Here is a 21,706-nt window from a genome sequence, read left to right as displayed (position 1 = left end):
GAGTAGAAAACAGCATGAAGACGATCGACGAACTTCTCGCCGAGGGCGTGTCCGGCAAGCGTGTCTTCGTACGCGCCGACCTGAACGTGCCGCTCTCGAACGGTGAGATCACCGACGACGGCCGCATCCGCGCCGTGCAGCCCACCATCGCGAAGCTCGCCGAGGCCGGCGCCCGCGTGGTCGTGGCCTCGCACCTGGGCCGCCCCAAGGGCGCCCCGGACCCCGCCTTCTCGCTGGCGCCCGCCGCCGCCCGCCTCGGCGAGCTGCTCGGTACGGACGTCGCGTTCGCCACCGACACCGTCGGCGCCTCCGCCAAGGAGACCGTCGCGAACCTCGCCGACGGCCAGGTCGCCGTCATCGAGAACCTCCGCTTCAACGCCGGTGAGACCGCGAAGGACGACGCCGAGCGCGGCGCCTTCGCGGACCAGCTCGCCGAGCTGGCCGACATCTACGTCGGCGACGGCTTCGGCGCTGTCCACCGCAAGCACGCCTCGGTCTTCGACCTCCCCGCGCGCCTCCCGCACGCGGCCGGCTACCTCATCGCCACCGAGGTCGGCGTCCTGAAGAAGCTGACCGCCGAGGTCAAGCGCCCCTACGTCGTCATCCTCGGCGGCGCCAAGGTCTCCGACAAGCTCGCCGTCATCGACGAGCTGCTCGGCAAGGCCGACCGCCTGCTCATCGGCGGCGGCATGGCGTACACCTTCCTCTACGCCAAGGGCTACGAGGTCGGCATCTCCCTGCTCCAGAAGGATCAGGTGGACGTCGTCAAGGAGTACATGGAGCGCGCCGAGAAGAACGGTGTCGAGCTGGTCCTCCCGGTCGACATCCTCGCCTCCAAGGACTTCCCGGACCTGAAGACCAAGGCCCCGGCGGACTTCATCACCGTCGACGCGGACAAGATCCCCGCCGACCAGGAGGGTCTGGACATCGGTCCCAGGACCCGCGAGCTGTACGCCTCGAAGATCGCCGACGCCGAGACCGTCTTCTGGAACGGCCCCGTGGGCGTCTTCGAGCACCCCGACTACGCCGGCGGCACCCGCGCCATCGCGCAGGCCCTCGTCGACAGCAGCGCCTTCACCGTCGTCGGCGGTGGCGACTCGGCCGCCGCCGTCCGCACGCTCGGCTTCGACGAGAACGCTTTCGGCCACATTTCGACCGGTGGCGGCGCCTCCCTCGAGTACCTCGAGGGCAAGACGCTCCCCGGCCTCGCCGCACTGGAGGTCTGAACCCTGATGACTGAGAACACCGCCGGCCGTACCCCGCTGATGGCGGGCAACTGGAAGATGAACCTCAACCACCTCGAGGCCATCGCCCACGTCCAGAAGCTCGCCTTCGCCCTGGCCGACAAGGACTACGACTTCGTCGAGGTCGCGGTCCTGCCGCCCTTCGTCGACCTGCGTTCGGTCCAGACCCTGGTCGACGGCGACAAGCTGAAGATCAAGTACGGTGCCCAGGACATCTCGGCCCACGACTCCGGCGCCTACACCGGCGAAATCTCCGGACCGATGCTCTCGAAGCTGAAGTGCACGTTCGTGGCCGTCGGCCACAGCGAGCGCCGCCAGTACCACGGCGAGAGCGACGAGATCTGCAACGCCAAGGTCAAGGCCGCCTACAAGCACGGGATCACCCCGATCCTGTGCGTCGGCGAGGGCCTGGACATCCGCAAGGCCGGCCAGCAGGTCCCGTACACGCTGAGCCAGCTCGACGGCGGCCTCAAGGACATCCCGGCCGAGCAGGTCGAGTCCATCGTGATCGCGTACGAGCCCGTCTGGGCGATCGGGACCGGCGAGGTCGCCACCCCCGAGGACGCGCAGGAGGTCTGCGGCGCGATCCGCGGCCGTCTCGCGGAGCTGTACTCGCAGGAGCTGGCCGACAAGGTCCGCATCCAGTACGGCGGCTCGGTCAAGTCCGGCAACATCGCCGCGATCATGGCCCAGCCCGACGTCGACGGCGCCCTGATCGGCGGCGCGGCGCTGGACGCGGACGAGTTCGTGAAGATCGTCCGGTTCCGCGACCAGTGACGTTCATCGTGAGTATGCGGTAGGGCGGATCCGTCGTACCCTTGCGGGGGCCAGCAGGCTGAACCAGCCGCTGGCCCCCGTGCTCGTTATCGGCAATACGGGAAAGCCGGAAAGCCAGTAAGCCCAGAAAGTAGGAATCAGCCGTGATTTTGGGGTTCGAGATCGCCTTGGTCGTCTTCAGCGCCCTGCTGATGCTGCTCGTGCTGATGCACAAGGGCAAGGGCGGCGGTCTTTCCGACATGTTCGGCGGCGGTATGCAGTCGTCGGTCGGCGGCTCCTCGGTCGCGGAGCGCAACCTCGACCGCATCACCGTCGTGGTCGGTCTGCTCTGGTTCGCCTGCATCGTGGCGCTCGGTCTGCTCATGAAGACCGGCAGCTGAACCGTTCTGGCCATTCCGGCCGTCCGGTCGGCTCCCCCCGGCCTATCATGAGGTCCGGCGTTCTTGTCTGGAATGGGTAACTCCACTCCTGGACGGGCGCCCGCCTTACGTAGACTTGGGCGCCCGCGACGGAATCCACTCACGTTTCGCGGCACCATCACGCAGGGAGTTACGACCGTGGCAAGTGGCAACGCGATCCGTGGTAGTCGGGTCGGAGCGGGGCCGATGGGTGAGGCCGAGCGCGGCGAGTCCGCGCCCCGCCTGCGCATCTCCTTCTGGTGCTCGAACGGGCACGAGACGCAGCCGAGCTTCGCCAGCGACGCACAGGTGCCGGACACCTGGGACTGCCCGCGCTGCGGGTTCCCGGCCGGCCAGGACCGGGACAACCCGCCCGCGCCGCCGCGCACCGAGCCGTACAAGACGCACCTGGCGTACGTACGGGAGCGGCGCACGGACGCCGACGGCGAGGCGATCCTCGCCGAGGCGCTCGCCAAGCTGCGCGGCGAGATCTGACGCGTCCCCACCGAACGACCGAAGTGGCATACGGCCCGGCCCGCAGGAGTCTTCTCTCCTGCGGGCCGGGCTGCTTTGTGTCGGTTGTGCGCTTCCCATCCCTTAGGTTGGAACCGGCGGGGCACGACAGGACAGGAAGTGGGTTGATGTCCGAGATGAACGCAAACCAGGCCGCCGCGCGAGGCGCGTCAAGCGAGGGTGGTGGTGGGCGACGGGAGGGCCGTACGAGGCTCAACCGGACGCCCGAGTGGCACGCACTCGGCAAGCACCGGGACGAGTTGGGGCAGACGCATCTGCGGGAGCTGTTCGAGACGGATCCGGGCCGGGGCGCCGGCTACACCCTGCGGGTCGCGGACCTGCACATCGACTACTCGAAGCACCTCGTGACCGACGAGACGCTGACACTGCTGCGCGAACTGGCCGCGGCGACCGGCGTGGCCGAGCTGCGCGAGGCCATGTTCCGCGGCGAGAAGATCAACACGACCGAGGACCGGGCGGTCCTGCACACCGCGCTGCGCGCACCGGCCGACGCGGTCGTCGAAGTGGACGGGGAGAACGTCGTACCCGGCGTCCACGCGGTCCTCGACAAGATGGCGGCCTTCGCCGACCGGGTCCGGTCGGGGGAGTGGACCGGCTTCACCGGCAAGCGCATCAAGAACGTCGTCAACATCGGCATCGGCGGCTCCGACCTCGGTCCGGCGATGGCGTACGAGGCGCTGCGCGCCTTCTCCGACCGGGGCCTGACGGTCCGTTTCGTGTCCAACGTGGACGGCGCAGACCTGCACGAGGCCGTGCGGGACCTGGACCCGCACGAGACGCTCTTCATCATCGCGTCGAAGACCTTCACGACCATCGAGACCATCACCAACGCCACTTCGGCGCGGGAATGGCTGCTCGCGGGCGTCGGCGGCGACGAGGCGGCCGTGGCACGGCACTTCGTGGCGCTGTCCACCAACGAGGAGAAGGTCTCCGCGTTCGGCATCGACACGGCCAACATGTTCGAGTTCTGGGACTGGGTCGGCGGACGCTACTCCTTCGACTCCGCGATCGGGCTGTCCCTGATGATCGCGATCGGCCCGGATGCCTTCCGGGAGCTGCTCGGCGGATTCCACACCATGGACGAGCACTTCCGCATGGCGCCGGCCGAGGAGAACGCCCCGCTGCTGCTGGGCCTGTTGGGGATCTGGTACGGGGCGTTCTTCGATGCCCAGTCGCACGCGGTGCTCCCGTACAGCCACTACCTCTCCCGGTTCACCGCGTACTTGCAGCAGCTGGACATGGAGTCCAACGGCAAGTCGGTGGACCGCGAGGGCAATCCGGTGGACTGGCAGACCGGCCCGGTGGTGTGGGGCACGCCCGGCACCAACGGCCAGCACGCCTACTACCAGTTGATCCACCAGGGCACCCGGGTGATCCCGGCGGACTTCATCGGCTTCGCGCGGCCGGTGGGCGAACTGTCGCCGGCGCTGGCCGCCCAGCACGACCTGCTGATGGCGAACTTCTTCGCGCAGACGCAGGCGCTGGCCTTCGGCAAGACCCCGGACGAGGTCCGGGCGGAGGGCGTCGCCGAACCGCTGGTCCCGCACAAGACCTTTGCGGGCAACCACCCGACGACCACGATCCTGGCCGCCGAACTGACTCCGGCCGTACTGGGCCAGTTGATCGCGCTCTACGAGCACAAGGTGTTCGTCCAGGGCGCGGTGTGGAACATCGACTCCTTCGACCAGTGGGGCGTGGAGCTCGGGAAGGTGCTGGCCAAGCGGGTCGAGCCGGCGCTCACCGAAGGTGCGGAGGTACCGGGCCTGGACGCGTCCACGCGCGCGCTGGTGTCCACGTACCGCTCGCTGCGGGGCCGCTGACCCCGGGCCGTCCACAGCGAAAGGGCCCGCTCTCCGTGGGGAGAGCGGGCCCTTCCGTACGTGTCACACGGGGTCAGGCCGAGGCCGGGGGGTACATGGCCGGCGGGAGCTTCGCGGCCGCGGCGCGGTCGAGGAGCCACAGGGTGCGGGAGCGGCCGTACGCGGCGGCCGCCGGCGCCTGGACCTCGCCCGCCCCGCCCAGCGCGATCGCCACCGCTCCGGCCTTGTCCTCGCCGGCCGCCAGCAGCCAGACCTCGCGGGCCGCCCGGATCGCCGGGAGGGTGAGGGAGATCCGGGTCGGCGGCGGCTTGGGCGCGCCGTGGACGCCGACCACCGTGCGCTCGCTCTCGCGGGACGCGGGGTGCTCGGGGAACAGCGAAGCCACGTGCGTGTCGGGGCCCACGCCCAGCATCAGGACGTCGAAGCGGGGGACCGGGCCGTGGTCCTCGGGGCCGGAGGCTTTGAGGAGCTCCGCCGCGTAGGAGGCGGCCGCCGCGTCCACGTCGACCCCGTACGGGCCGTCGGAGGCGGGCATGGCGTGGACCCGCGCGGGGTCCACCGGGACGGAGTCCAGCAGGGCCTCACGGGCCTGTACGTGGTTGCGCTCGGGGTCGTCGGCGGGCACGTAGCGCTCGTCGCCCCACCACAGGTCGATGCGCGACCAGTCGATGGCGTCCCGGGCCGGGGCCGCGGCCAGCGCGGCGAGCAGGCCGTTTCCGTTGCGGCCGCCGGTGAGGACCACGGACGCGGTGCCGCGGGCGGCCTGCGCGTCCACGATCTTCGTGATCAGCCGGGCGGCCGCGGCCTGGGCCATCAGCTCCTTGTCCCGGTGGACGACGACCTGGGGAGTCGTCATACCCATGTGCTGCCGCCTTGTCGGTAGTTCTGCGTTCGGGTGCGGGTCCGGATGCCGCTGCGCGGAGCCTTCCCCCACCCCCGCCCCTTCCCGAAACCGGGGGCGGAGCCCCGGGGAACGGTGGAAGGGAGGGTAGGGGACAAGCTCCGCGCAGCGGGGCCGTTACTTCGCCGCGGCCTTCTTGGCCGGCTTCGCCGGAGCGGGCTTCGCCGCCGGGGCCTCCGCCTTGGCCGGGGCCTCCGCCTTCGCGGGAGCCGCCTTCGCGGGCGCCGGCGCCTGCCCGGCCACGGGAGCCAGGCGGGAGACGCCGAACTTCAGCGAGGCCTCGTAGGTGTTGTCCGGGTCCAGGCGGCGGAGTTCCTCCGCCAGGAGCTCGGCCGTGTCGCGGCGCTTCAGCGCCACCGCACGGTCGGGCTGCCCCGGCATGCACAGCGTGGCCAGCGCCCCGTCCGCCCGGTCCAGGACGATCTCGCCGTCCTTGGTCTCCAGGCGCACCGCGGTGAGCCCGGGGCCCGCCGAGGAGGTGCGCTTGACGGGGACCCCCAGCCGGTCCGCGAGCCACATGGCCAGCAGCTCGCAGCTCGGGTTGTCGTCCTCGCCCTCGACCGTAGCCGAGGTCACGGAGTGGGTCTGCTGGTCGAGCGCCGCCGCCAGCATGGAGCGCCACGGGGTGATCCGGGTCCAGGACAGGTCCGTGTCCCCGGGCGCGTACGCCACCGCCCGGCTGCCGAGTGCCTCGATCGGGTCCTCGGTGGAGTAGGTGTCCGTGATCCGGCGCTGGCCGAGCGCCCCCAGGGGGTCGCCCGCCAGGTCCTGCGGAGCGCCCTCCGGCCACCAGACGACGACGGGCGCGTCCGGGAGGAGCAGCGGGAGAACCACCGACTGGGCGTGGTCGACCAGTTCCCCGTGCAGGCGGAGCACGACCGTCTCGCCGGTGCCGGAGTCCGTCCCCACGCGGACTTCCGCGTCGAGACGGGCGCCCTGGCGGCTGCGCGGCGAGCGGCTGACCCGCTTGATGACCACGACGATCCGCGAAGGGTGTTCGCGGGACGCGTCGTTCGCCGACTTGAGCGCGTCGTACGCGTTCTCCTCGTCGGTCACGATCACCAGCGTGAGCACCATCCCGATGGCCGGCGTGCCGATGTCCCGGCGCGCCTGCACCAACGAGGCGTTGATCTTGCTGGAGTTGGTCTCCGTGAGATCGATCTTCATGGCCGGCGCCAGCTCCGTCCGTCTCGTGCGAGCATCTCGTCCGCCTCGACCGGTCCCCAGGTGCCCGACGGGTACTGCGCGGGCTTGCCGTGCGTGTCCCAGTACCGCTCGATCGGGTCGAGGATGTTCCAGGACAGCTCGACCTCCTGGTGGCGCGGGAACAGGTTCGCGTCACCCAGCAGCACGTCGAGGATCAGCCGCTCGTAGGCCTCGGGGCTCGACTCCGTGAAGGACTCGCCGTAGGCGAAGTCCATCGTCACGTCCCGGACCTCCATGGAGGTGCCCGGAACCTTGGAACCGAAGCGCACCGTCACGCCCTCGTCCGGCTGGACCCGGATGACCAGGGCGTTCTGCCCCAGCTCCTCGGTCGCGCCGGATTCGAACGGCAGGTACGGGGCCCGCTTGAAGACGACCGCGATCTCGGTCACCCGGCGGCCCAGGCGCTTGCCCGTCCGCAGGTAGAACGGGACGCCCGCCCAGCGGCGGTTGTTGATCTCCAGGCGGATGGCCGCGTAGGTGTCGGTCTTCGACTTGGGGTCGATGCCGTCCTCTTCGAGGTACCCGACGACCTTCTCGCCGCCCTGCCACGCCGCCGAGTACTGGCCGCGCACGGTGTGCTTGCCCAGGTCCTCGGGGAGCTCCACGGCGGTCAGCACCTTGAGCTTCTCGGCCACCAGCGCCTTCGGGTGGAAGGAGCCGGGCTCCTCCATCGCGGTGAGCGCCAGCAGCTGGAGCAGGTGGTTCTGGATGACGTCGCGCGCCGCGCCGATGCCGTCGTAGTAGCCGGCCCGGCCGCCGATGCCGATGTCCTCGGCCATGGTGATCTGCACGTGGTCGACGTACGACCGGTTCCAGATCGGCTCGAACATCGTGTTCGCGAAGCGGAGCGCCAGGATGTTCTGGACGGTCTCCTTGCCCAGGTAGTGGTCGATCCGGAAGACCTCGTTGGGCGGGAAGACGTCGTGCACGAGCTGGTTGAGCTCCTGCGCACTGGTCAGGTCGTGCCCGAACGGCTTCTCGATGACCGCGCGCCGCCAGGAGCCTTCCTTCTGCGCCAGCCCGTGCTTCTTGAGCTGGGCGACGACCTTGGGGAAGAACTTCGGCGGTACGGACAGGTAGAAGGCGAAGTTGCCGCCGGTGCCCTGCGCCTTGTCCAGCTCCTCGATCGTCGACTTCAGCGTCTCGAACGCCTGGTCGTCGTCGAAGTCGCCCTGGACGAAGCGGCAGCCCTGGACGAGCTGCTGCCAGACCTCTTCACGGAAGGGGGTGCGCGCGTGCTGCTTGACCGCGTCGTGAACCTCCTGCGCGAAGTCCTCGTCCTGCCACTCCCGTCGGGCGAAGCCGATCAGGGAGAAGCCCGGCGGGAGCAGGCCGCGGTTGGCGAGGTCGTAGACGGCAGGCATCAGCTTCTTGCGCGACAGGTCACCCGTAACGCCGAAAATGACCAGGCCGGACGGCCCCGCGATGCGCGGGAGCCGCCGGTCCTGTGCGTCACGAAGCGGGTTCGCTCCGTTTACAGACAAAGTGTTCAGGCCTCCGTGGGGGCGAGGCGCTCAAGCTCCGCCTCGGTCGACTTCAGCAGGTCGTTCCAGGACACCGCGAACTTCTCGACGCCCTCTTCTTCGAGCAGCTGCACCACATCGTCGTACGAAATGCCCAGCTTCGCGACCGCTGCGAGCTCGGCGCGGGCCTGCTCGTACGTGCCGCGGATGGTGTCGCCCTCGACCACGCCGTGGTCGGCGGTGGCCTCGAGGGTGCCCTCGGGCATGGTGTTCACGGTGCCGGGGGCGACCAGGTCCACCACGTACAGGGTGTCCTTGTAGGCCGGGTCCTTGACGCCGGTCGAGGCCCAGAGCGGACGCTGCTTGTTGGCGTGCGCCTTGTCCAGGGCGGCCCAGCGCTCGGTGGTCTGTGCAGACTTGTCGGCAGAGCCGAACACCTCTTCGAAGGCCTCGTAGGCCAGACGGGCGTTCGCGAGCGCCGCCTTGCCCTTGAGGGCCTTGGCCTCGTCGGTGCCCAGCGCGTCCAGGCGCTTGTCGATCTCGGAGTCCACGCGGGACACGAAGAAGGAGGCGACCGAGTGGATCTTGGAGAGGTCCAGGCCCGCGGCCTTCGCCTTCTCCAGGCCCGCCAGGTACGCGTCCATGACCTCGCGGTAGCGCTCCAGCGAGAAGATCAGCGTGACGTTGACGCTGATGCCCTTGCCGATGACCTCGGTGATCGCCGGCAGGCCGGCCTTGGTCGCCGGGATCTTGATGAGCGTGTTCGGGCGGTCCACCAGCCACGCGAGCTGCTTGGCCTCGGCGATGGTCGCCGTGGTGTTGTGGGCCAGGCGGGGGTCGACCTCGATCGAGACGCGGCCGTCCTGGCCCTCGGTCGAGTCGTAGACGGGGCGCAGGATGTCGGCGGCGTCGCGGACGTCCGCCGTGGTGATCATGCGGATCGCCTCTTCGACGGTGACCTTGCGGGCGGCCAGGTCCTCGAGCTGCTGCCCGTACCCCTCGCCGCCGCTGATCGCCTTCTGGAAGATCGCCGGGTTGGTGGTGACACCCACCACGTGCTGCTGGTCGATGAGCTCGGCCAGGTTGCCGGACGTGATCCGCTTGCGGGACAGGTCGTCCAGCCAGATCGCCACGCCCTCGTCGGAAAGGCGCTTCAGTGCGTCTGTCATGGGAATTGCATCTCCTACTGGTCTGGGTGCGGGAGTCAGCGCGCGGCGGCGGCGAGCGACTCGCGTGCGGCGGCGGTCACGGCTTCGGCGGTCAGGCCGAACTCGCGGTACAGCACGGCGCCGTCGGCCGAGGCACCGAAGTGCTCCAGCGAGACGATCCGGCCCGCGTCGCCGACGTAGCGGTGCCAGGTCAGGCCGATGCCGGCCTCGACCGCGACACGCGCCTTGACCGAAGGCGGCAGGACGCTGTCCTTGTACTCCTGGGACTGCTCCTCGAACCACTCGACGGACGGCATCGAGACGACGCGCGCCGGGACGCCCTCGGCCTGCAGGGCCTCGCGGGCGGCGACGGCGAGCTGGACCTCGGAGCCGGTGCCGATGAGGACGACCTCGGCGGGGCCGCCTTCGGCCTCGAAGAGCACGTACCCGCCCTTGGCGGCGTCCTCGTTGCGCTCGTAGGTCGGCACGCCCTGGCGGGTCAGCGCCAGACCGTGCGGGGCGCCCTTGCCGAAGACCTTGGTGTGGCGCTTCAGGATCTCGCGCCAGGCGACGGCGGTCTCGTTCGCGTCGGCCGGGCGGACCACGTTCAGGCCCGGGATGGCGCGCAGCGCGGCGACGTGCTCGACCGGCTGGTGGGTCGGGCCGTCCTCGCCGAGGCCGATGGAGTCGTGCGTCCACACGTAGGTGACCGGCACGTGCATCAGGGCGGAGAGGCGCACGGCGTTGCGCATGTAGTCGGAGAACACCAGGAAGGTGCCGCCGTAGATGCGGGTGTGGCCGTGCAGGGCGATGCCGTTCATGGCCGCGGCCATGGCGTGCTCGCGGATGCCGAAGTGGATGGTGCGGCCGTACGGGTCGGCCTCCGGCAGCGGGTTGCCCACCGGCAGGAACGAGGAGTTCTTGTCGATGGTGGTGTTGTTGGAGCCGGCGAGGTCGGCCGAGCCGCCCCACAGCTCCGGGATGACCGCGCCGAGCGCTTCGAGGACCTTGCCCGAGGCGGCGCGGGTGGCGACGCCCTTGCCGGCCTCGAAGACGGGGAGCTTGTCCTCCCAGCCCGCGGGCAGCTCGTTGGCGTTGATGCGGTCGAACTCGGCGGCGCGCCCGGCGTTGGCGGTGCGCCAGGCGGAGAACTCCTTCTCCCAGGCGGCGCGGGCCTCGCGGCCCCGGTCGCCGAGGGAGCGGGTGTGCGCGATGACCTCGTCGGAGACCTCGAAGGTCTGCTCCGGGTCGAAGCCGAGCACGCGCTTGGTGGCGGCGACCTCGTCGTTGCCGAGGGCCGAGCCGTGCGAGGCCTCGGTGCCCTGGGCGTGCGGGGCCGGCCAGGCGATGATCGAGCGGGCGGCGATGAAGGAGGGGCGCTCCGTCTCGGCCTTGGCGGCCTGCAGCGCCGTGAACAGCGCCTTCGGGTCGAGGTCGCCGTTCTCCTGCTGCGCGACGCGCTGGACGTGCCAGCCGTACGCCTCGTAACGCTTCAGGGTGTCCTCGGAGACGGCCGTCTCCGTGTCGCCCTCGATGGAGATGTGGTTGTCGTCCCACAGCAGCACCAGGTTGCCGAGCTTCTGGTGGCCGGCCAGCGCGGACGCCTCGTGGGAGATGCCCTCCTGGAGGCAGCCGTCGCCCGCGATCGCGTAGATCATGTGGTCGAACGGGGAGGTGCCCGTGGGAGCCTCGGGGTCGAACAGGCCGCGCTCGTAGCGGGCGGCCATGGCCATGCCCACCGCGTTGGCGATGCCCTGGCCCAGCGGGCCGGTGGTGGTCTCGACGCCCGCGGTGTGGCCGTACTCCGGGTGGCCGGGGGTCTTGGAGCCCCAGGTGCGGAAGGCCTTCAGGTCGTCCAGCTCGAGCCCGAACCCACCCAGGTACAGCTGGGTGTAGAGGGTCAGCGAGGAGTGACCGGCGGAGAGCACGAAACGGTCGCGGCCGACCCACTCCGGGTCCGCCGGGTCGTGCCGCATCACCTTCTGGAAGAGGGTGTACGCGGCGGGGGCCAGGCTCATCGCCGTGCCGGGGTGGCCGTTACCGACCTTCTGGACCGCGTCGGCGGCCAGGATCCGGGCGGTGTCGACAGCACGCTGGTCCAGTTCGGTCCAGTCGAGCTCTGTGGTCGTCGGCTTGGTGCTCACCGTGGGTCAGGGCTCCTCTCCACATGTCTGGTTCCCGGTGACGAACGGTGCACCGGCGCGATTCCGAGCCTACCCCCGCCACAGCGTGCAGCTATTCGAGTTCCCACGGTCCACACGTGACGTCTCACCGCCGATCGGACCAACACGGGGCGACCCCCGCGCGGGACGAGCCAATGGCTACGTCTAGAGTGGCGTGGTACGCGCAAGCCTTTACGGGACCTACATGTTTAAAAGGGTTCACGTCGGAGCTTGCTGGATTCTCTGTCAGGGGTGTGCGTGACGGCCGTCGAATCCCGTCCAGCGGGGGTGCTCGGGACGAGCCCCAACCACCGGCCGTTCGGGGCCCGGGCCATGGCTTTCGTGGCACTGACCAAGCCGCGGATCATCGAGCTTCTGCTCATCACGACGGTGCCGGTGATGTTCCTCGCCGAGCAGGGCGTGCCTTCGCTGTGGCTGGTCCTCGCCACCTGCTTCGGCGGTTACCTGTCCGCGGGCGGCGCCAACGCGCTGAACATGTACATCGACCGCGACATCGACGCGCTGATGGACCGGACCTCGGGACGCCCGCTGGTGACCGGCATGGTCAGCCCGCGCGAGTGCCTGGTCTTCGGCATCACCCTCGGGATCGCGTCCACGCTGTTCTTCGGGCTGCTGATCAACTGGCTCTCGGCCGCGCTCGCGCTCGGCGCGCTCCTCTTCTATGTCGTCGTCTACACGATGCTGTTGAAGCGGCGCACCTCGCAGAACATCGTCTGGGGCGGCATCGCGGGCTGCATGCCGGTGCTCATCGGCTGGTCGGCGGTGAAGAACGAGGTCTCCTGGGCCGCGGTCATCCTCTTCCTCGTCATCTTCTTCTGGACGCCGCCGCACTACTGGCCGCTGTCGATGAAGGTGAAGGACGACTACGCGCGGGTCGGCGTGCCGATGCTGCCGGTCGTGGCGGGCAACAAGGCCGTGGCCAAGCAGATCGTCCTCTACAGCTGGGTGATGGTGGCGGTCTCGCTGCTGCTGACCCCCCTGGGGTACACCGGCTGGTTCTACACCTCGGTCGCACTGGTGGCCGGCGGCTGGTGGCTGTGGGAGGCGCACGGGCTCAACGCACGCGCCAAGTCGGGAGTGACGGGCGCGAAGCTGAAGGAGATGCGGCTGTTCCACTGGTCGATCACCTACGTGTCGCTGCTCTTCGTCGCCGTCGCCGTGGACCCCTTCCTCCGATGATCCTTCGGCCGTGAACCTTCCTCCGCTCATTACCGGCCGGTAGCATGTTCTTCATGGCAGACACCGAGGAGACCGCCGCCGCTGCGGCGGACAAGAAGCAGGACCGTACGGCCGCGAAGCTGGCCAAGCAGATCGGCGCGTTCGCCAAGCAGCACGGCGGCGCCGAGGGCCACCTCGCGCACATCGGCCAGGCGGGCACCCGGATCGTCCTCGTCGGCACCGACGGAGGCTGGGGCGACCTGGTGGCCCCGGCGTACGACACCGCGCGGCTCGCGGCCGAGAAGGCCGGGCTGACCCTCCACGAGGAGTTCGACGGAGAGTTCGCCGCACGGGTGCGGACGGGGCCGTACGAGTGGTCCCGGATGGCCGGCATGCAGCTCGGCGGAACCGCGAACCCGGCCGCCTGACCCGGTCGATCTTGGCTTGATCATTGGCCTGATCGTTCCCGCGTCACCCGCTCGGTCAACAGCGCGAGCAACACCTCACACCCCGCTCACCCGTTAGGACGTGTGGAAGCCCCTTCCTCACGTCCGCAACGGGATGCCCGGATGATCGAAACGCCGCCCCTGGTGGACCAGTACTGCCAGGGAGTGCTCCGCACGGAGCTCGGCCTCGCCACCTTCGAGGCCCAGCTCATCCCCTCGGCCGGCCCGCCCGCCGCCGGCACCACCTTCTTCGACACCCAGACCGGCTTCGCGGTGCGCCGCTGGTGCCCGCCGCTGCTCGGGCTCGAACCGCACTGCGCCCCCGTCCGCTACCTCGCCCGGCGGCGCGAACTCGGCGCGGCCGAGACGACCCGGCGACTGCTGCGCGGCTGCGGGGTCGGCGCCCGGCTCGTCGACACCGGGGTGCCCGGGGACCTCACCACGCCCAAGGAGCTGTCCCTGGCCGGCGAGGCCGAGGCCTTCGAGCTGGTGCGGCCGGAGCTGCTGGCCGAGCAGGCGGCGGACACCTCCGGGAGCGTGGCCGCCTTCCTGGCCAACCTCGCCGGGGCCGTCCACCATGCCGCCGCCGGCGCCGTGGCCTTCACCTGCGGGGCCGGAGCGGGAGGCGTCGCCGCCCGGGCCTGGGGAGCGGCCCTCGAAGCCGCGCCCGAGCCGCCCGGTCCGGGCGAGGTGCGGGGCGCGGCCGGGCGCTGGCTGGCCGCGCGGGCCAGGGGCGGGGCCGTACGGGATCCCGTACTCCTGCGGCACCTGGCGTGGAGCGCGGTGTCCGCCGGGCTGCCCCTCCAACTGCACACGGGCGGGGAATCGGGGGAGCCGGAGCGGCTGACCGGGTTCATGCGGGCGACCGGAGGCCTGGGAGCGCGGCTGGTCCTGCTCGGCGGGTACCCCCACCACCGGCAGGCCGCACGGCTGGCCGCTGCCTTCCCGCACGTACACGCCGACCTCGGCGCGGCGCTGGGGCCCACGGGGGCGCGCGCGGCCGCCGTACTGGCGGAGTGCCTGGAGACGGCGCCGTTCGGGAAGCTGATGTTCTCCGGCGGCGGACGGCAACTGCCCGAACTGCACGCGGTGGGAGCGCTGCTCTTCCGGGAAGCCCTCGGCCGGGTGCTCGGCGGCTGGGGCGCCGACGGCTCCTGGTCCTGGCGGGACGCGGAGCGGGTGGCGGCGATGGTCGCGGCGGGCAATGCCCGCCGCGTCTACCGGCTGGACGAACGGGGCTGACGAGCGGGGCCGGCGAGAGGCCGGCCTCCGGTGGGTCGGTGGGTCAGACCGCGGAGAGCCGGGCGTCGTCGTCCCGGGCCGGGACCCCGTCCTGCACGGACGGGCGCTCGCGCAGGCTCAGCGCCACCCGGACCACCGAGATCCACACCAGGCAGGAGCCGAGCATGTGGGCCGCCACGAGGGCCTCGGGCACCTCGGTGAAGTACTGGACGTAGCCGATGGCGCCCTGGGAGAGCAGCACGATCAGCAGGTCGCGGGCGCGCGCCCGGGTGTCCACGGGGGCGTCGACCACGCGCAGCACCAGCCACATCGCGACGGCGAGCGCGCACACCACCCAGGCGGAGACCGCGTGGACGTGGGCGGTGGCCGACCAGTCGAACGGCATCCGCTTGATCTCGCTGCTGTCCCCGGCGTGCGGACCGGAACCGGTGACCACCGTGCCCGCCGCGATCAGCACGACGGTGGCCGCGAGCAGCGCCCACGAGAGTTTGCGCACCGGAGCGGGCACGCGCGGCCGGGCCGGGCCGTCACCCTCGCGGGTGCGCTGCCAGGTGATCGTCGTCACGGTGATCAGCGAGGTGGCGAGCATGAAGTGCCCGGCCACGCTGTAGGGGTTGAGACCCGTCAGCACGGTGATGCCGCCGAGGACCGCGTTGCCCATCACGATGGCGAACTGGAGCCAGCCGAGCCGGGTCAGCGAGCGGCGCCACGGCTTGGCGCAGCGTGCCGCGGTGATCGCCCAGCCAACGGCCGCGCAGAGCACGTACGTCAGCATGCGGTTGCCGAACTCGATGACGCCGTGGAAGCCCTGCTCCTGGGTCACGATCAGGCTGTCGTCGGTGCACTTGGGCCAGGTGTCGCAGCCGAGACCGGATCCGGTCAGCCGCACCGCGCCGCCGGTGACGACGATGACGACGCTCATGAGCACCGCTGCGAGCGCGGCCCGCCGGACGGTCCGGGGTGACGGCGTCCAGCGGCGGGCGAGATATGCGAGGGGGGTCAACACGGCGCTTATCGTACGCGGACACTTGTGCAAAGTTTCACGAGGGGGTGGCGGCCGCCGCGTCGGGGCCGACGGCCAGCCGGAACCGGGCCCCGGCGGGGTCGCCTTCGGTATGCCACCAGACGCGGATCCGCCAATGCGCGGCCTCGCCCGGGTAGTCGGCCGAGGCTGCGAACCCCTGCACCAATTCGGCGCCTACGTCCTCCGCTGTCCTATTTCTGACTTCCGCCCCGCTGTGCCAAGGATGTGACTGTACGTTCCACAGTCCGTCGGAGTCGCGGACCTCGACGCGCCAGACCGCGACCCAGGGGGTCACCTCCAGCATCGTGTGGACCTGGTCGGCCTCCAGGCCCAGCCGGACGGCGATCTCCGCCTCGGGGACGCCCTGGATCCGGGCGGCCACCACGGCCTGGGGCAGCAGCCGTTCGGGCAGCAGCCCGCGCGTGCGCAGACCGGCCAGGGAGGCGAAGGAAAGGAAGCGCAGCCGCAGTTCGAGCTGGCGGCCGATGTGGTCCAGGGCCTCCTCGGCCTCCTGCGACTCCTCGGAGCCGGGATCGGCGAGCAGCAGCCGCCGGAAGGAGCCCTCCGCGTCGACCGCCCAGGCCACGGACTCCTCGGCCAGGCCCAGCTCCGCGAGCCGGTCACCGAGGAACACCTTCGCCTGGGCGAGGCCCCGCTGATTGACCGGATCCCCCTGGTCCAGGGCCGCCCACACTTCCACCGCGCCGCGCGTCAGGTCCCGGGCCCGCTCGCCCGCGGCCCGCTCCATGGCGCTCGGGCCGCTCTCGGAGCCGGGGCCCAGCGGGTGCTTCGGCAGCCGCTCCCCGTCACTGAGGGGCCAGGACAGCCAGACCCCCTGATTGATCAGGCCCCGGGCGTACCAGCGGGCGTACTCGGCTGCGTGCCCGGCCGCCTGCTGCGAGAACCGCAGCCCCTCCTCGATGGCGGACAGGGCCCCGGCCCGGTCCCCGCCGGCGAACCGGCGGGCCGCCAGGTCGCCGAGGCGCAGACCCAGCCGGGCCGCGCACTCGGCGTCGGCGCGGGCCGGTTCGCGCAGGGCTCCGATCAGCTCGGCCAGCAGGGCGTCGGCCTCCGCGGGCTCCGCGTGCGCCGCGCCCGACCGGATCCGTGCCCACTGCTCGTCCAGCCGCAGAACGGCCTCCCGCTGCGCCATGCCGCCCCCCGGCGTCTGTGGTGCGCTCCCCTGTGGAGGCGCCCATCCTCCTGCCGTGGCAACGCTCGGGGGAAGGGATTCACTCCCAGCGGAAGCACTTCCCGGCCGCGCCCAGACCGAGTACGGCCCAGACCGCCAGGATCGCAGCGTCGCCCCAGGGCAGCGCGGCCCCGTGCTGGAGCACCTCGCGCAGCCCGTCGGAGAGTGCGGAGATCGGGAGCAGGCCGAGGACGGACTGGACCGCGCCGGGGAACTTGTCCATCGGCACGATCACCCCGCCGCCGACCAGCAGGAGCAGGAAGACCAGGTTGGCGGCGGCCAGGGTGGCCTCCGCCCTGAGGGTGCCCGCCATCAGCAGGCCGAGCCCGGAGAAGGCGGCGGTGCCGAGCAGGATCAGCACGGCGACGGACAGCGGGTTCCCGTGCGGGGACCAGCCCAGGGCGAAGGCGATCACCGTCAGCAGCGCGATCTGCAGTACCTCGGTGACCAGCACGGACAGCGTCTTGGCGGCCATCAGGGCCCAGCGCGGCAGCGGGGAGGCCCCGAGCCGCTTGAGGACCCCGTAGCGCCGGTCGAAGCCGGTGGCGATGGCCTGGCCGGTGAAGGCGGTGGACATCACCGCCAGCGCCAGGATGCCGGGGGCGAGGAAGTCCACGGACTTCTCCGCCCCCGTCTCCACGATGTCGACGGCGGAGAAGAGGGTCAGCAGCAGCGCCGGGATGATCACGGTCAGCAGGAGCTGCTCCCCGTTGCGCAGCAGCATCCGGGTCTCCAGCGCGGTCTGCGCCAGGATCATGCGGGACACGGGCGCGGCCCCCGGGCGGGGGGTGAACGTACCGGCGCTCATGCGCGCAGCTCCTTGCCCGTGAGTTCCAAAAAGACGTCTTCGAGGGTGTGCCGCTCCACCGAGAGGCTGTCGGGCATCACCCCGTTCTGCGCGCACCAGGAGGCGACGGTGGCCAGCAGCTGGGGGTCGACGTCGCCGGTGACCCGGTAGACGCCGGGGAGGAGCTCGGCGGCCTGGGTGCCGTCGGGCAGGGCCTTGAGCAGGGAGCCGACGTCGAGCGCGGGGCGGCCGGTGAAGCGCAGGGTGTTCTCGGCGCCGCCGCGGCACAGCGCCTCGGGGGTGCCGTGGGCGATGACCTTCCCGGCGTCGACGATGGCGACCTCGTCCGCGAGCTGCTCGGCCTCGTCCATGTGGTGCGTGGTGAGGACGACCGAGACCCCGTCGGCGCGCAGTTCCCGTACGAGTTCCCAGGTCGCGCGGCGGGCCTGGGGGTCGAGGCCGGCGGTCGGCTCGTCCAGGAAGACCAGCTCGGGGCGGCCGACGACGGCCATGGCGAGGGCCAGGCGCTGCTGCTGGCCGCCGGAGAGCCGGCGGTAGGGGGTGCGGCCGCAGCCGCCGAGGCCGAGGCGTTCCACCAGGGTGGGGACGTCCAGGGGGTCGGCGTAGAGCTTGGCCATGTGGCGCAGCATCTCGACGGCCCGGGCGCCCGAGTAGACGCCGCCGGACTGGAGCATCACGCCGATGCGCGGGCGCAGGGACCCGGCCTGCGCCACGGGGTCGAGGCCGAGGACGCGGACGGATCCGGCGTCGGGGCGGCGGTAGCCCTCGCAGGTTTCCACAGTGGTCGTCTTGCCCGCGCCGTTGGGACCAAGGACTGCGGTGACCGAGGCCCTCCGGACGGTGAGGTCCAGGCCGTCCACCGCGGTTTTGGGGCCGTACCGCTTCACCAGTCCGCGGATTTCCACGGCGGGGTCGTTGCTCATGGGGAGTGAGTCTACGGAGCCGTGGGAGGTGCCCGGGGTGGGGCCGTAGGTCCTGCCCCCGAAGGGTCACGGACCTGCGTACTCGTGACTTTATCGTCCGTCCGGGGACCGGGCCCGACCCTAACGTCGAATGGTGAACAGCATCGCTCAGAACGTCGAAGCCACCTCGGGGCAGGCCGAGCACAAGGCCCATGACCTCGGGCATCCGCCGCGCTACTTCGTGTCGGCGATGCTCGCCGGCGCCTACATCGCCATCGGCGAGGTGCTGCTCCTGGTCGCGATCTCGCCGTTCGTGGCCAAGGGCTCGCCGGCCGTGAAGCTGCTGGAGGGTGCGGTCTTCCCGATCGCCCTGACCATCGTGATGTTCGCCGGCGCCCAGCTCTTCACCAGCAACGTGATGGTGATGCTGGTCGGTGCCCTCTCCGGGCGGACCGGCCCCAGGGACCTGATCCTGTCCTGGGTGCTCTCGCTGGCCGGGAACCTGGCCGGTGCCTTCGCCTTCGGCGCGATGGTGCACGCCTCGGGCGTGGTCTCCTCGGCCTCGGCGCGGTCCATGCTCACCGAGATGGTGCACGGGAAGATGGCGCTGAGCGGCGGGCAGCTGTTCTGGCGAGCGGTCCTGTGCAACATGCTGGTCTGCCTGGCCATCTGGATGTTCACCCGGGCCCGCGGCGATGCGGCCAAGATTTTCGTCCTGTGGCTGCCCGTGGCTGTTTTTGTTGCCGTCGGATTCGAACACTGTGTAGCGAACATGGCTGTTTTCAGCCTCGCGATCCTGGATGGCTCAGCCGGGTTCGGTGATCTTTTCCGCAATTTGATGTTCACCGTGCCCGGGAACATCGTGGGCGGGGGATTGCTGGTGGGAGCCGTGTACTGGTTCACCGGCGGGGCCCTGCGGGAAGCCGGAGAGTCGACTTCCGCTTAACGCTCCGTAGATAAATAAGGTAACCCTTAGTGATGGAGGCCACCAGAGGTGGCCTCCATCACGGCTTGTCGGGGCCCGACTAATTACGCAACAATGGCGTTGTGAAATACGGCGAACGGATGAGCGAGGCCCCCCAGGGCGAACTCGCGACCGGGGAGCGGTCAACCCGCAACCGGGTCGTGCGGTCGATCCTGGACCACGGTCCTTCCACCGTCGCCGACCTCGCCCAGCGCCTCGGCCTTACCCAGGCCGCCGTTCGCCGCCACCTCGACACGCTCGTCGCCGACGACGTCGTCGAACCCCGTGAGCAGCGCGTGTACGGTGCGCGGACCCGAGGTCGGCCCGCCAAGGTCTTCGCGCTGACCGACTGCGGTCGGGACGCATTCGACCAGTCCTACGACTCTCTCGCCGCCGACGCCATGCGCTGGATCGCGCAGGCCGCCGGGGGCGGGGAGCAGGGCGAGGCGGCCGTCGCCGCCTTCGCGAAGGCCAGGCTGACGGCGCAGGCGGAGACCTATCGCGAAGCCGTGGAAGCGGCCGACCCGGCGCAGCGCACCGAGGCCCTTGCCAGGGCGTTGACCGGAGACGGGTACGCTGCTACGGCGAAGAGCGCTCCCGGTCCGCACAGCGGTGAACAGCTCTGCCAGCACCACTGCCCGGTCGCGCACGTCGCCGAGCAGTTCCCGCAGCTCTGTGAGGCGGAGACCGAGGTCTTCTCCCGCCTGCTCGGGACGCATGTGCAGCGTCTCGCCACGATCGCCCACGGCGACGGGGTGTGCACGACGTTCATTCCACGCAGTGGGAACGGCGTCGCCGCAGGCGCCACACAGACCGACACATCAGTATCTGCAAGTACGGCCGGGAGGAACCCCGCATGACCACGGAGACTGCTCACCCTGAGCTCGATGGCCTGGGCACCTACGAATACGGATGGGTCGACTCCGACGCGGCCGGTGCGGTCGCCAAGCGAGGCCTGTCCGAGGAGGTCGTCCGCGACATCTCGGCGAAGAAGTCCGAGCCGGAGTGGATGCTGAACCTCCGTCTCAAGGGCCTCAAGCTGTTCGGCAAGAAGCCCATGCCCAACTGGGGTTCCGACCTCTCGGGCATCGACTTCGACAACATCAAGTACTTCGTGCGTTCCACCGAGAAGCAGGCCGCTTCGTGGGAGGACCTGCCGGAGGACATCAAGAACACGTACGACAGGCTCGGCATTCCGGAGGCGGAGAAGCAGCGCCTCGTCGCCGGTGTCGCCGCCCAGTACGAGTCCGAGGTCGTCTACCACCAGATCCGTGAGGACCTGGAGGAGCAGGGCGTCATCTTCCTCGACACGGACACCGCGCTCAAGGAGTACCCGGAGCTCTTCCAGGAGTACTTCGGCACGGTCATCCCGGTCGGCGACAACAAGTTCGCCTCGCTGAACACCGCCGTGTGGTCGGGCGGCTCGTTCATCTACGTCCCCAAGGGCGTCAAGGTGGACATCCCGCTCCAGGCCTACTTCCGTATCAACACGGAGAACATGGGCCAGTTCGAGCGGACGCTGATCATCGTCGACGAGGACGCCTACGTCCACTACGTCGAGGGCTGCACCGCCCCGATCTACTCCTCGGACTCGCTGCACAGCGCCGTGGTCGAGATCATCGTGAAGAAGGGCGGCCGCTGCCGCTACACGACGATCCAGAACTGGTCGAACAACGTCTACAACCTGGTCACCAAGCGCGCCGTGGCGTACGAGGGCGCGACCATGGAGTGGATCGACGGCAACATCGGTTCCAAGGTCACCATGAAGTACCCGGCCGTCTACCTGATGGGCGAGCACGCCAAGGGCGAGACCCTCTCCATCGCCTTCGCGGGCGAGGGCCAGCACCAGGACGCCGGCTCCAAGATGGTCCACATGGCGCCGAACACCTCCTCCAACATCGTCTCGAAGTCGGTGGCCCGAGGCGGCGGCCGCACCTCGTACCGAGGTCTGGTCGAGATCGGCGAGGGGGCCCACGGCTCCAAGTCCAACGTGCTGTGCGACGCGCTCCTGGTCGACACCATCTCCCGCTCGGACACCTACCCCTACGTGGACGTCCGCGAGGACGACGTGTCCATGGGCCACGAGGCGACCGTCTCCAAGGTCTCCGACGACCAGCTCTTCTACCTGATGAGCCGCGGTCTGACGGAGTTCGAGGCCATGGCGATGATCGTGCGCGGCTTCGTCGAGCCGATCGCCCGTGAGCTGCCGATGGAGTACGCGCTGGAGCTGAACCGGCTGATCGAGCTGCAGATGGAAGGCTCGGTCGGTTAGTCCCGGCCCGCCAGACGTCCCGCA

20 protein-coding genes are annotated in these 21,706 nt (G+C 70.4%); 11 read left to right on the top strand and 9 right to left on the bottom strand.

Annotation, left to right across the window (positions count from 1 at the left end):
• Positions 1-14 precede the first annotated feature (14 nt).
• The 5 genes from ACFWBW_RS08985 to pgi all read left to right on the top strand — a co-directional run bounded on the left by ACFWBW_RS08985 (position 15) and on the right by pgi (position 4,773).
• Positions 15-1,226: a phosphoglycerate kinase gene (locus tag ACFWBW_RS08985; RefSeq protein ID WP_385369808.1), complete on the top strand. Its 1,212-nt coding sequence runs from the start codon at positions 15-17 to the stop codon at positions 1,224-1,226.
• A 6-nt stretch (positions 1,227-1,232) separates the two neighbouring features.
• Positions 1,233-2,021 (top strand): triose-phosphate isomerase, encoded by a 789-nt coding sequence (tpiA, locus tag ACFWBW_RS08980; RefSeq protein WP_385369806.1) that lies wholly within the window; start codon positions 1,233-1,235, stop codon positions 2,019-2,021.
• A 143-nt stretch (positions 2,022-2,164) separates the two neighbouring features.
• Positions 2,165-2,401 carry a preprotein translocase subunit SecG gene (secG, locus tag ACFWBW_RS08975; RefSeq protein WP_385369804.1) on the top strand — a complete coding sequence of 79 codons (237 nt, stop codon included), beginning with the start codon at positions 2,165-2,167 and terminating at the stop codon, positions 2,399-2,401.
• Between the two features lie 177 nt (positions 2,402-2,578).
• Positions 2,579-2,914: an RNA polymerase-binding protein RbpA gene (locus tag ACFWBW_RS08970; RefSeq protein ID WP_007263454.1), complete on the top strand. Its 336-nt coding sequence runs from the start codon at positions 2,579-2,581 to the stop codon at positions 2,912-2,914.
• A gap of 155 nt (positions 2,915-3,069) precedes the next feature.
• Entirely contained in the window at positions 3,070-4,773 is a 1,704-nt protein-coding gene (gene pgi / locus ACFWBW_RS08965) for a glucose-6-phosphate isomerase (protein ID WP_385369864.1), read from the top strand.
• A 73-nt stretch (positions 4,774-4,846) separates the two neighbouring features.
• Here pgi and pgl read toward each other — a convergent pair whose 3' ends face one another.
• The 5 genes from pgl to tkt all read right to left on the bottom strand — a co-directional run bounded on the left by pgl (position 4,847) and on the right by tkt (position 11,635).
• Entirely contained in the window at positions 4,847-5,629 is a 783-nt protein-coding gene (gene pgl, locus ACFWBW_RS08960; protein WP_385369802.1) for a 6-phosphogluconolactonase, read from the bottom strand.
• A gap of 162 nt (positions 5,630-5,791) precedes the next feature.
• Positions 5,792-6,841, bottom strand: coding sequence for a glucose-6-phosphate dehydrogenase assembly protein OpcA (opcA, locus tag ACFWBW_RS08955; protein ID WP_385369800.1), 1,050 nt, complete (start codon positions 6,839-6,841; stop codon positions 5,792-5,794).
• A complete protein-coding gene (gene zwf / locus ACFWBW_RS08950) occupies positions 6,838-8,364 on the bottom strand; it encodes a glucose-6-phosphate dehydrogenase (protein WP_243338381.1) in 1,527 nt (508 codons plus the stop codon). The genes opcA and zwf overlap by 4 nt, the downstream gene beginning before the upstream one ends.
• A 5-nt stretch (positions 8,365-8,369) precedes the next feature.
• Positions 8,370-9,512 (bottom strand): transaldolase, encoded by a 1,143-nt coding sequence (gene tal / locus ACFWBW_RS08945; protein ID WP_385369798.1) that lies wholly within the window; start codon positions 9,510-9,512, stop codon positions 8,370-8,372.
• A 35-nt stretch (positions 9,513-9,547) separates the two neighbouring features.
• A complete protein-coding gene (gene tkt, locus ACFWBW_RS08940; RefSeq protein WP_385369796.1) occupies positions 9,548-11,635 on the bottom strand; it encodes a transketolase in 2,088 nt (695 codons plus the stop codon).
• Between the two features lie 270 nt (positions 11,636-11,905).
• On the opposite strand from tkt, the gene ACFWBW_RS08935 reads away from it, so the two are divergent.
• The 3 genes from ACFWBW_RS08935 to ACFWBW_RS08925 all read left to right on the top strand — a co-directional run bounded on the left by ACFWBW_RS08935 (position 11,906) and on the right by ACFWBW_RS08925 (position 14,520).
• Positions 11,906-12,853 (top strand): heme o synthase, encoded by a 948-nt coding sequence (locus ACFWBW_RS08935; protein WP_250742345.1) that lies wholly within the window; start codon positions 11,906-11,908, stop codon positions 12,851-12,853.
• Positions 12,854-12,906: 53 nt separating this feature from the next.
• Complete coding sequence (locus ACFWBW_RS08930; protein ID WP_385369794.1) at positions 12,907-13,260, top strand: hypothetical protein; 354 nt, start codon at positions 12,907-12,909, stop codon at positions 13,258-13,260.
• A gap of 141 nt (positions 13,261-13,401) precedes the next feature.
• Complete coding sequence (locus ACFWBW_RS08925) at positions 13,402-14,520, top strand: amidohydrolase family protein (protein ID WP_385369793.1); 1,119 nt, start codon at positions 13,402-13,404, stop codon at positions 14,518-14,520.
• Between the two features lie 43 nt (positions 14,521-14,563).
• On the opposite strand, the gene ACFWBW_RS08920 is transcribed toward ACFWBW_RS08925, so the two are convergent.
• The 4 genes from ACFWBW_RS08920 to ACFWBW_RS08905 all read right to left on the bottom strand — a co-directional run bounded on the left by ACFWBW_RS08920 (position 14,564) and on the right by ACFWBW_RS08905 (position 18,467).
• Positions 14,564-15,535, bottom strand: a complete 972-nt coding sequence (locus ACFWBW_RS08920; protein ID WP_385369862.1) for a heme A synthase — start codon at positions 15,533-15,535, stop codon at positions 14,564-14,566.
• 25 nt (positions 15,536-15,560) lie between these two features.
• Positions 15,561-16,697 (bottom strand): hypothetical protein, encoded by a 1,137-nt coding sequence (locus tag ACFWBW_RS08915; protein WP_385369791.1) that lies wholly within the window; start codon positions 16,695-16,697, stop codon positions 15,561-15,563.
• Positions 16,698-16,776: 79 nt separating this feature from the next.
• A complete protein-coding gene (locus tag ACFWBW_RS08910) occupies positions 16,777-17,544 on the bottom strand; it encodes an ABC transporter permease (protein WP_385369789.1) in 768 nt (255 codons plus the stop codon).
• The gene (locus ACFWBW_RS08905; RefSeq protein ID WP_385369787.1) at positions 17,541-18,467 is read right to left on the bottom strand and encodes an ABC transporter ATP-binding protein; all 927 of its coding nucleotides are present in this window, start codon (positions 18,465-18,467) and stop codon (positions 17,541-17,543) included. Before ACFWBW_RS08905 ends, ACFWBW_RS08910 begins: the two co-directional genes overlap by 4 nt.
• Positions 18,468-18,597: 130 nt before the next feature.
• On the opposite strand from ACFWBW_RS08905, the gene ACFWBW_RS08900 reads away from it, so the two are divergent.
• The 3 genes from ACFWBW_RS08900 (at position 18,598) to sufB (ending at position 21,682) form a co-directional block, all read left to right on the top strand.
• Complete coding sequence (locus ACFWBW_RS08900; protein ID WP_385369785.1) at positions 18,598-19,392, top strand: formate/nitrite transporter family protein; 795 nt, start codon at positions 18,598-18,600, stop codon at positions 19,390-19,392.
• A gap of 101 nt (positions 19,393-19,493) precedes the next feature.
• Positions 19,494-20,270, top strand: a complete 777-nt coding sequence (locus ACFWBW_RS08895) for a helix-turn-helix transcriptional regulator (protein WP_385369783.1) — start codon at positions 19,494-19,496, stop codon at positions 20,268-20,270.
• On the top strand, positions 20,267-21,682 hold the full coding sequence (sufB, locus tag ACFWBW_RS08890) for a Fe-S cluster assembly protein SufB (RefSeq protein WP_328297992.1): 1,416 nt from the start codon (positions 20,267-20,269) through the stop codon (positions 21,680-21,682). The genes ACFWBW_RS08895 and sufB overlap by 4 nt, the downstream gene beginning before the upstream one ends.
• Positions 21,683-21,706 lie beyond the last annotated feature (24 nt).

The organism is Streptomyces sp. NPDC059957, from assembly GCF_042730015.1.
Taxonomy (GTDB): Bacteria; Actinomycetota; Actinomycetes; order Streptomycetales; family Streptomycetaceae; genus Streptomyces.
Note: the sequence above shows the minus strand (reverse complement) of the source record. Positions and strands in the feature narration are given on the sequence as shown.

Bases quoted from the DNA above. Each gene is read 5' to 3' on its own strand.
- ACFWBW_RS08985 (WP_385369808.1), top strand. From the start codon at position 15: ATGAAGACGATCGACGAACTTCTCGCCGAGGGCGTGTCCGGCAAGCGT.
- tpiA (WP_385369806.1), top strand. From the start codon at position 1,233: ATGACTGAGAACACCGCCGGCCGTACCCCGCTGATGGCGGGCAACTGG.
- pgi (WP_385369864.1), top strand. From the start codon at position 3,070: ATGAACGCAAACCAGGCCGCCGCGCGAGGCGCGTCAAGCGAGGGTGGT.
- pgl (WP_385369802.1), bottom strand. From the start codon at position 5,629: ATGACGACTCCCCAGGTCGTCGTCCACCGGGACAAGGAGCTGATGGCC.
- opcA (WP_385369800.1), bottom strand. From the start codon at position 6,841: ATGAAGATCGATCTCACGGAGACCAACTCCAGCAAGATCAACGCCTCG.
- tal (WP_385369798.1), bottom strand. From the start codon at position 9,512: ATGACAGACGCACTGAAGCGCCTTTCCGACGAGGGCGTGGCGATCTGG.
- ACFWBW_RS08930 (WP_385369794.1), top strand. From the start codon at position 12,907: ATGGCAGACACCGAGGAGACCGCCGCCGCTGCGGCGGACAAGAAGCAG.
- ACFWBW_RS08925 (WP_385369793.1), top strand. From the start codon at position 13,402: ATGATCGAAACGCCGCCCCTGGTGGACCAGTACTGCCAGGGAGTGCTC.
- ACFWBW_RS08915 (WP_385369791.1), bottom strand. From the start codon at position 16,697: ATGGCGCAGCGGGAGGCCGTTCTGCGGCTGGACGAGCAGTGGGCACGG.
- ACFWBW_RS08910 (WP_385369789.1), bottom strand. From the start codon at position 17,544: ATGAGCGCCGGTACGTTCACCCCCCGCCCGGGGGCCGCGCCCGTGTCC.
- ACFWBW_RS08905 (WP_385369787.1), bottom strand. From the start codon at position 18,467: ATGAGCAACGACCCCGCCGTGGAAATCCGCGGACTGGTGAAGCGGTAC.
- ACFWBW_RS08900 (WP_385369785.1), top strand. From the start codon at position 18,598: ATGGTGAACAGCATCGCTCAGAACGTCGAAGCCACCTCGGGGCAGGCC.
- sufB (WP_328297992.1), top strand. From the start codon at position 20,267: ATGACCACGGAGACTGCTCACCCTGAGCTCGATGGCCTGGGCACCTAC.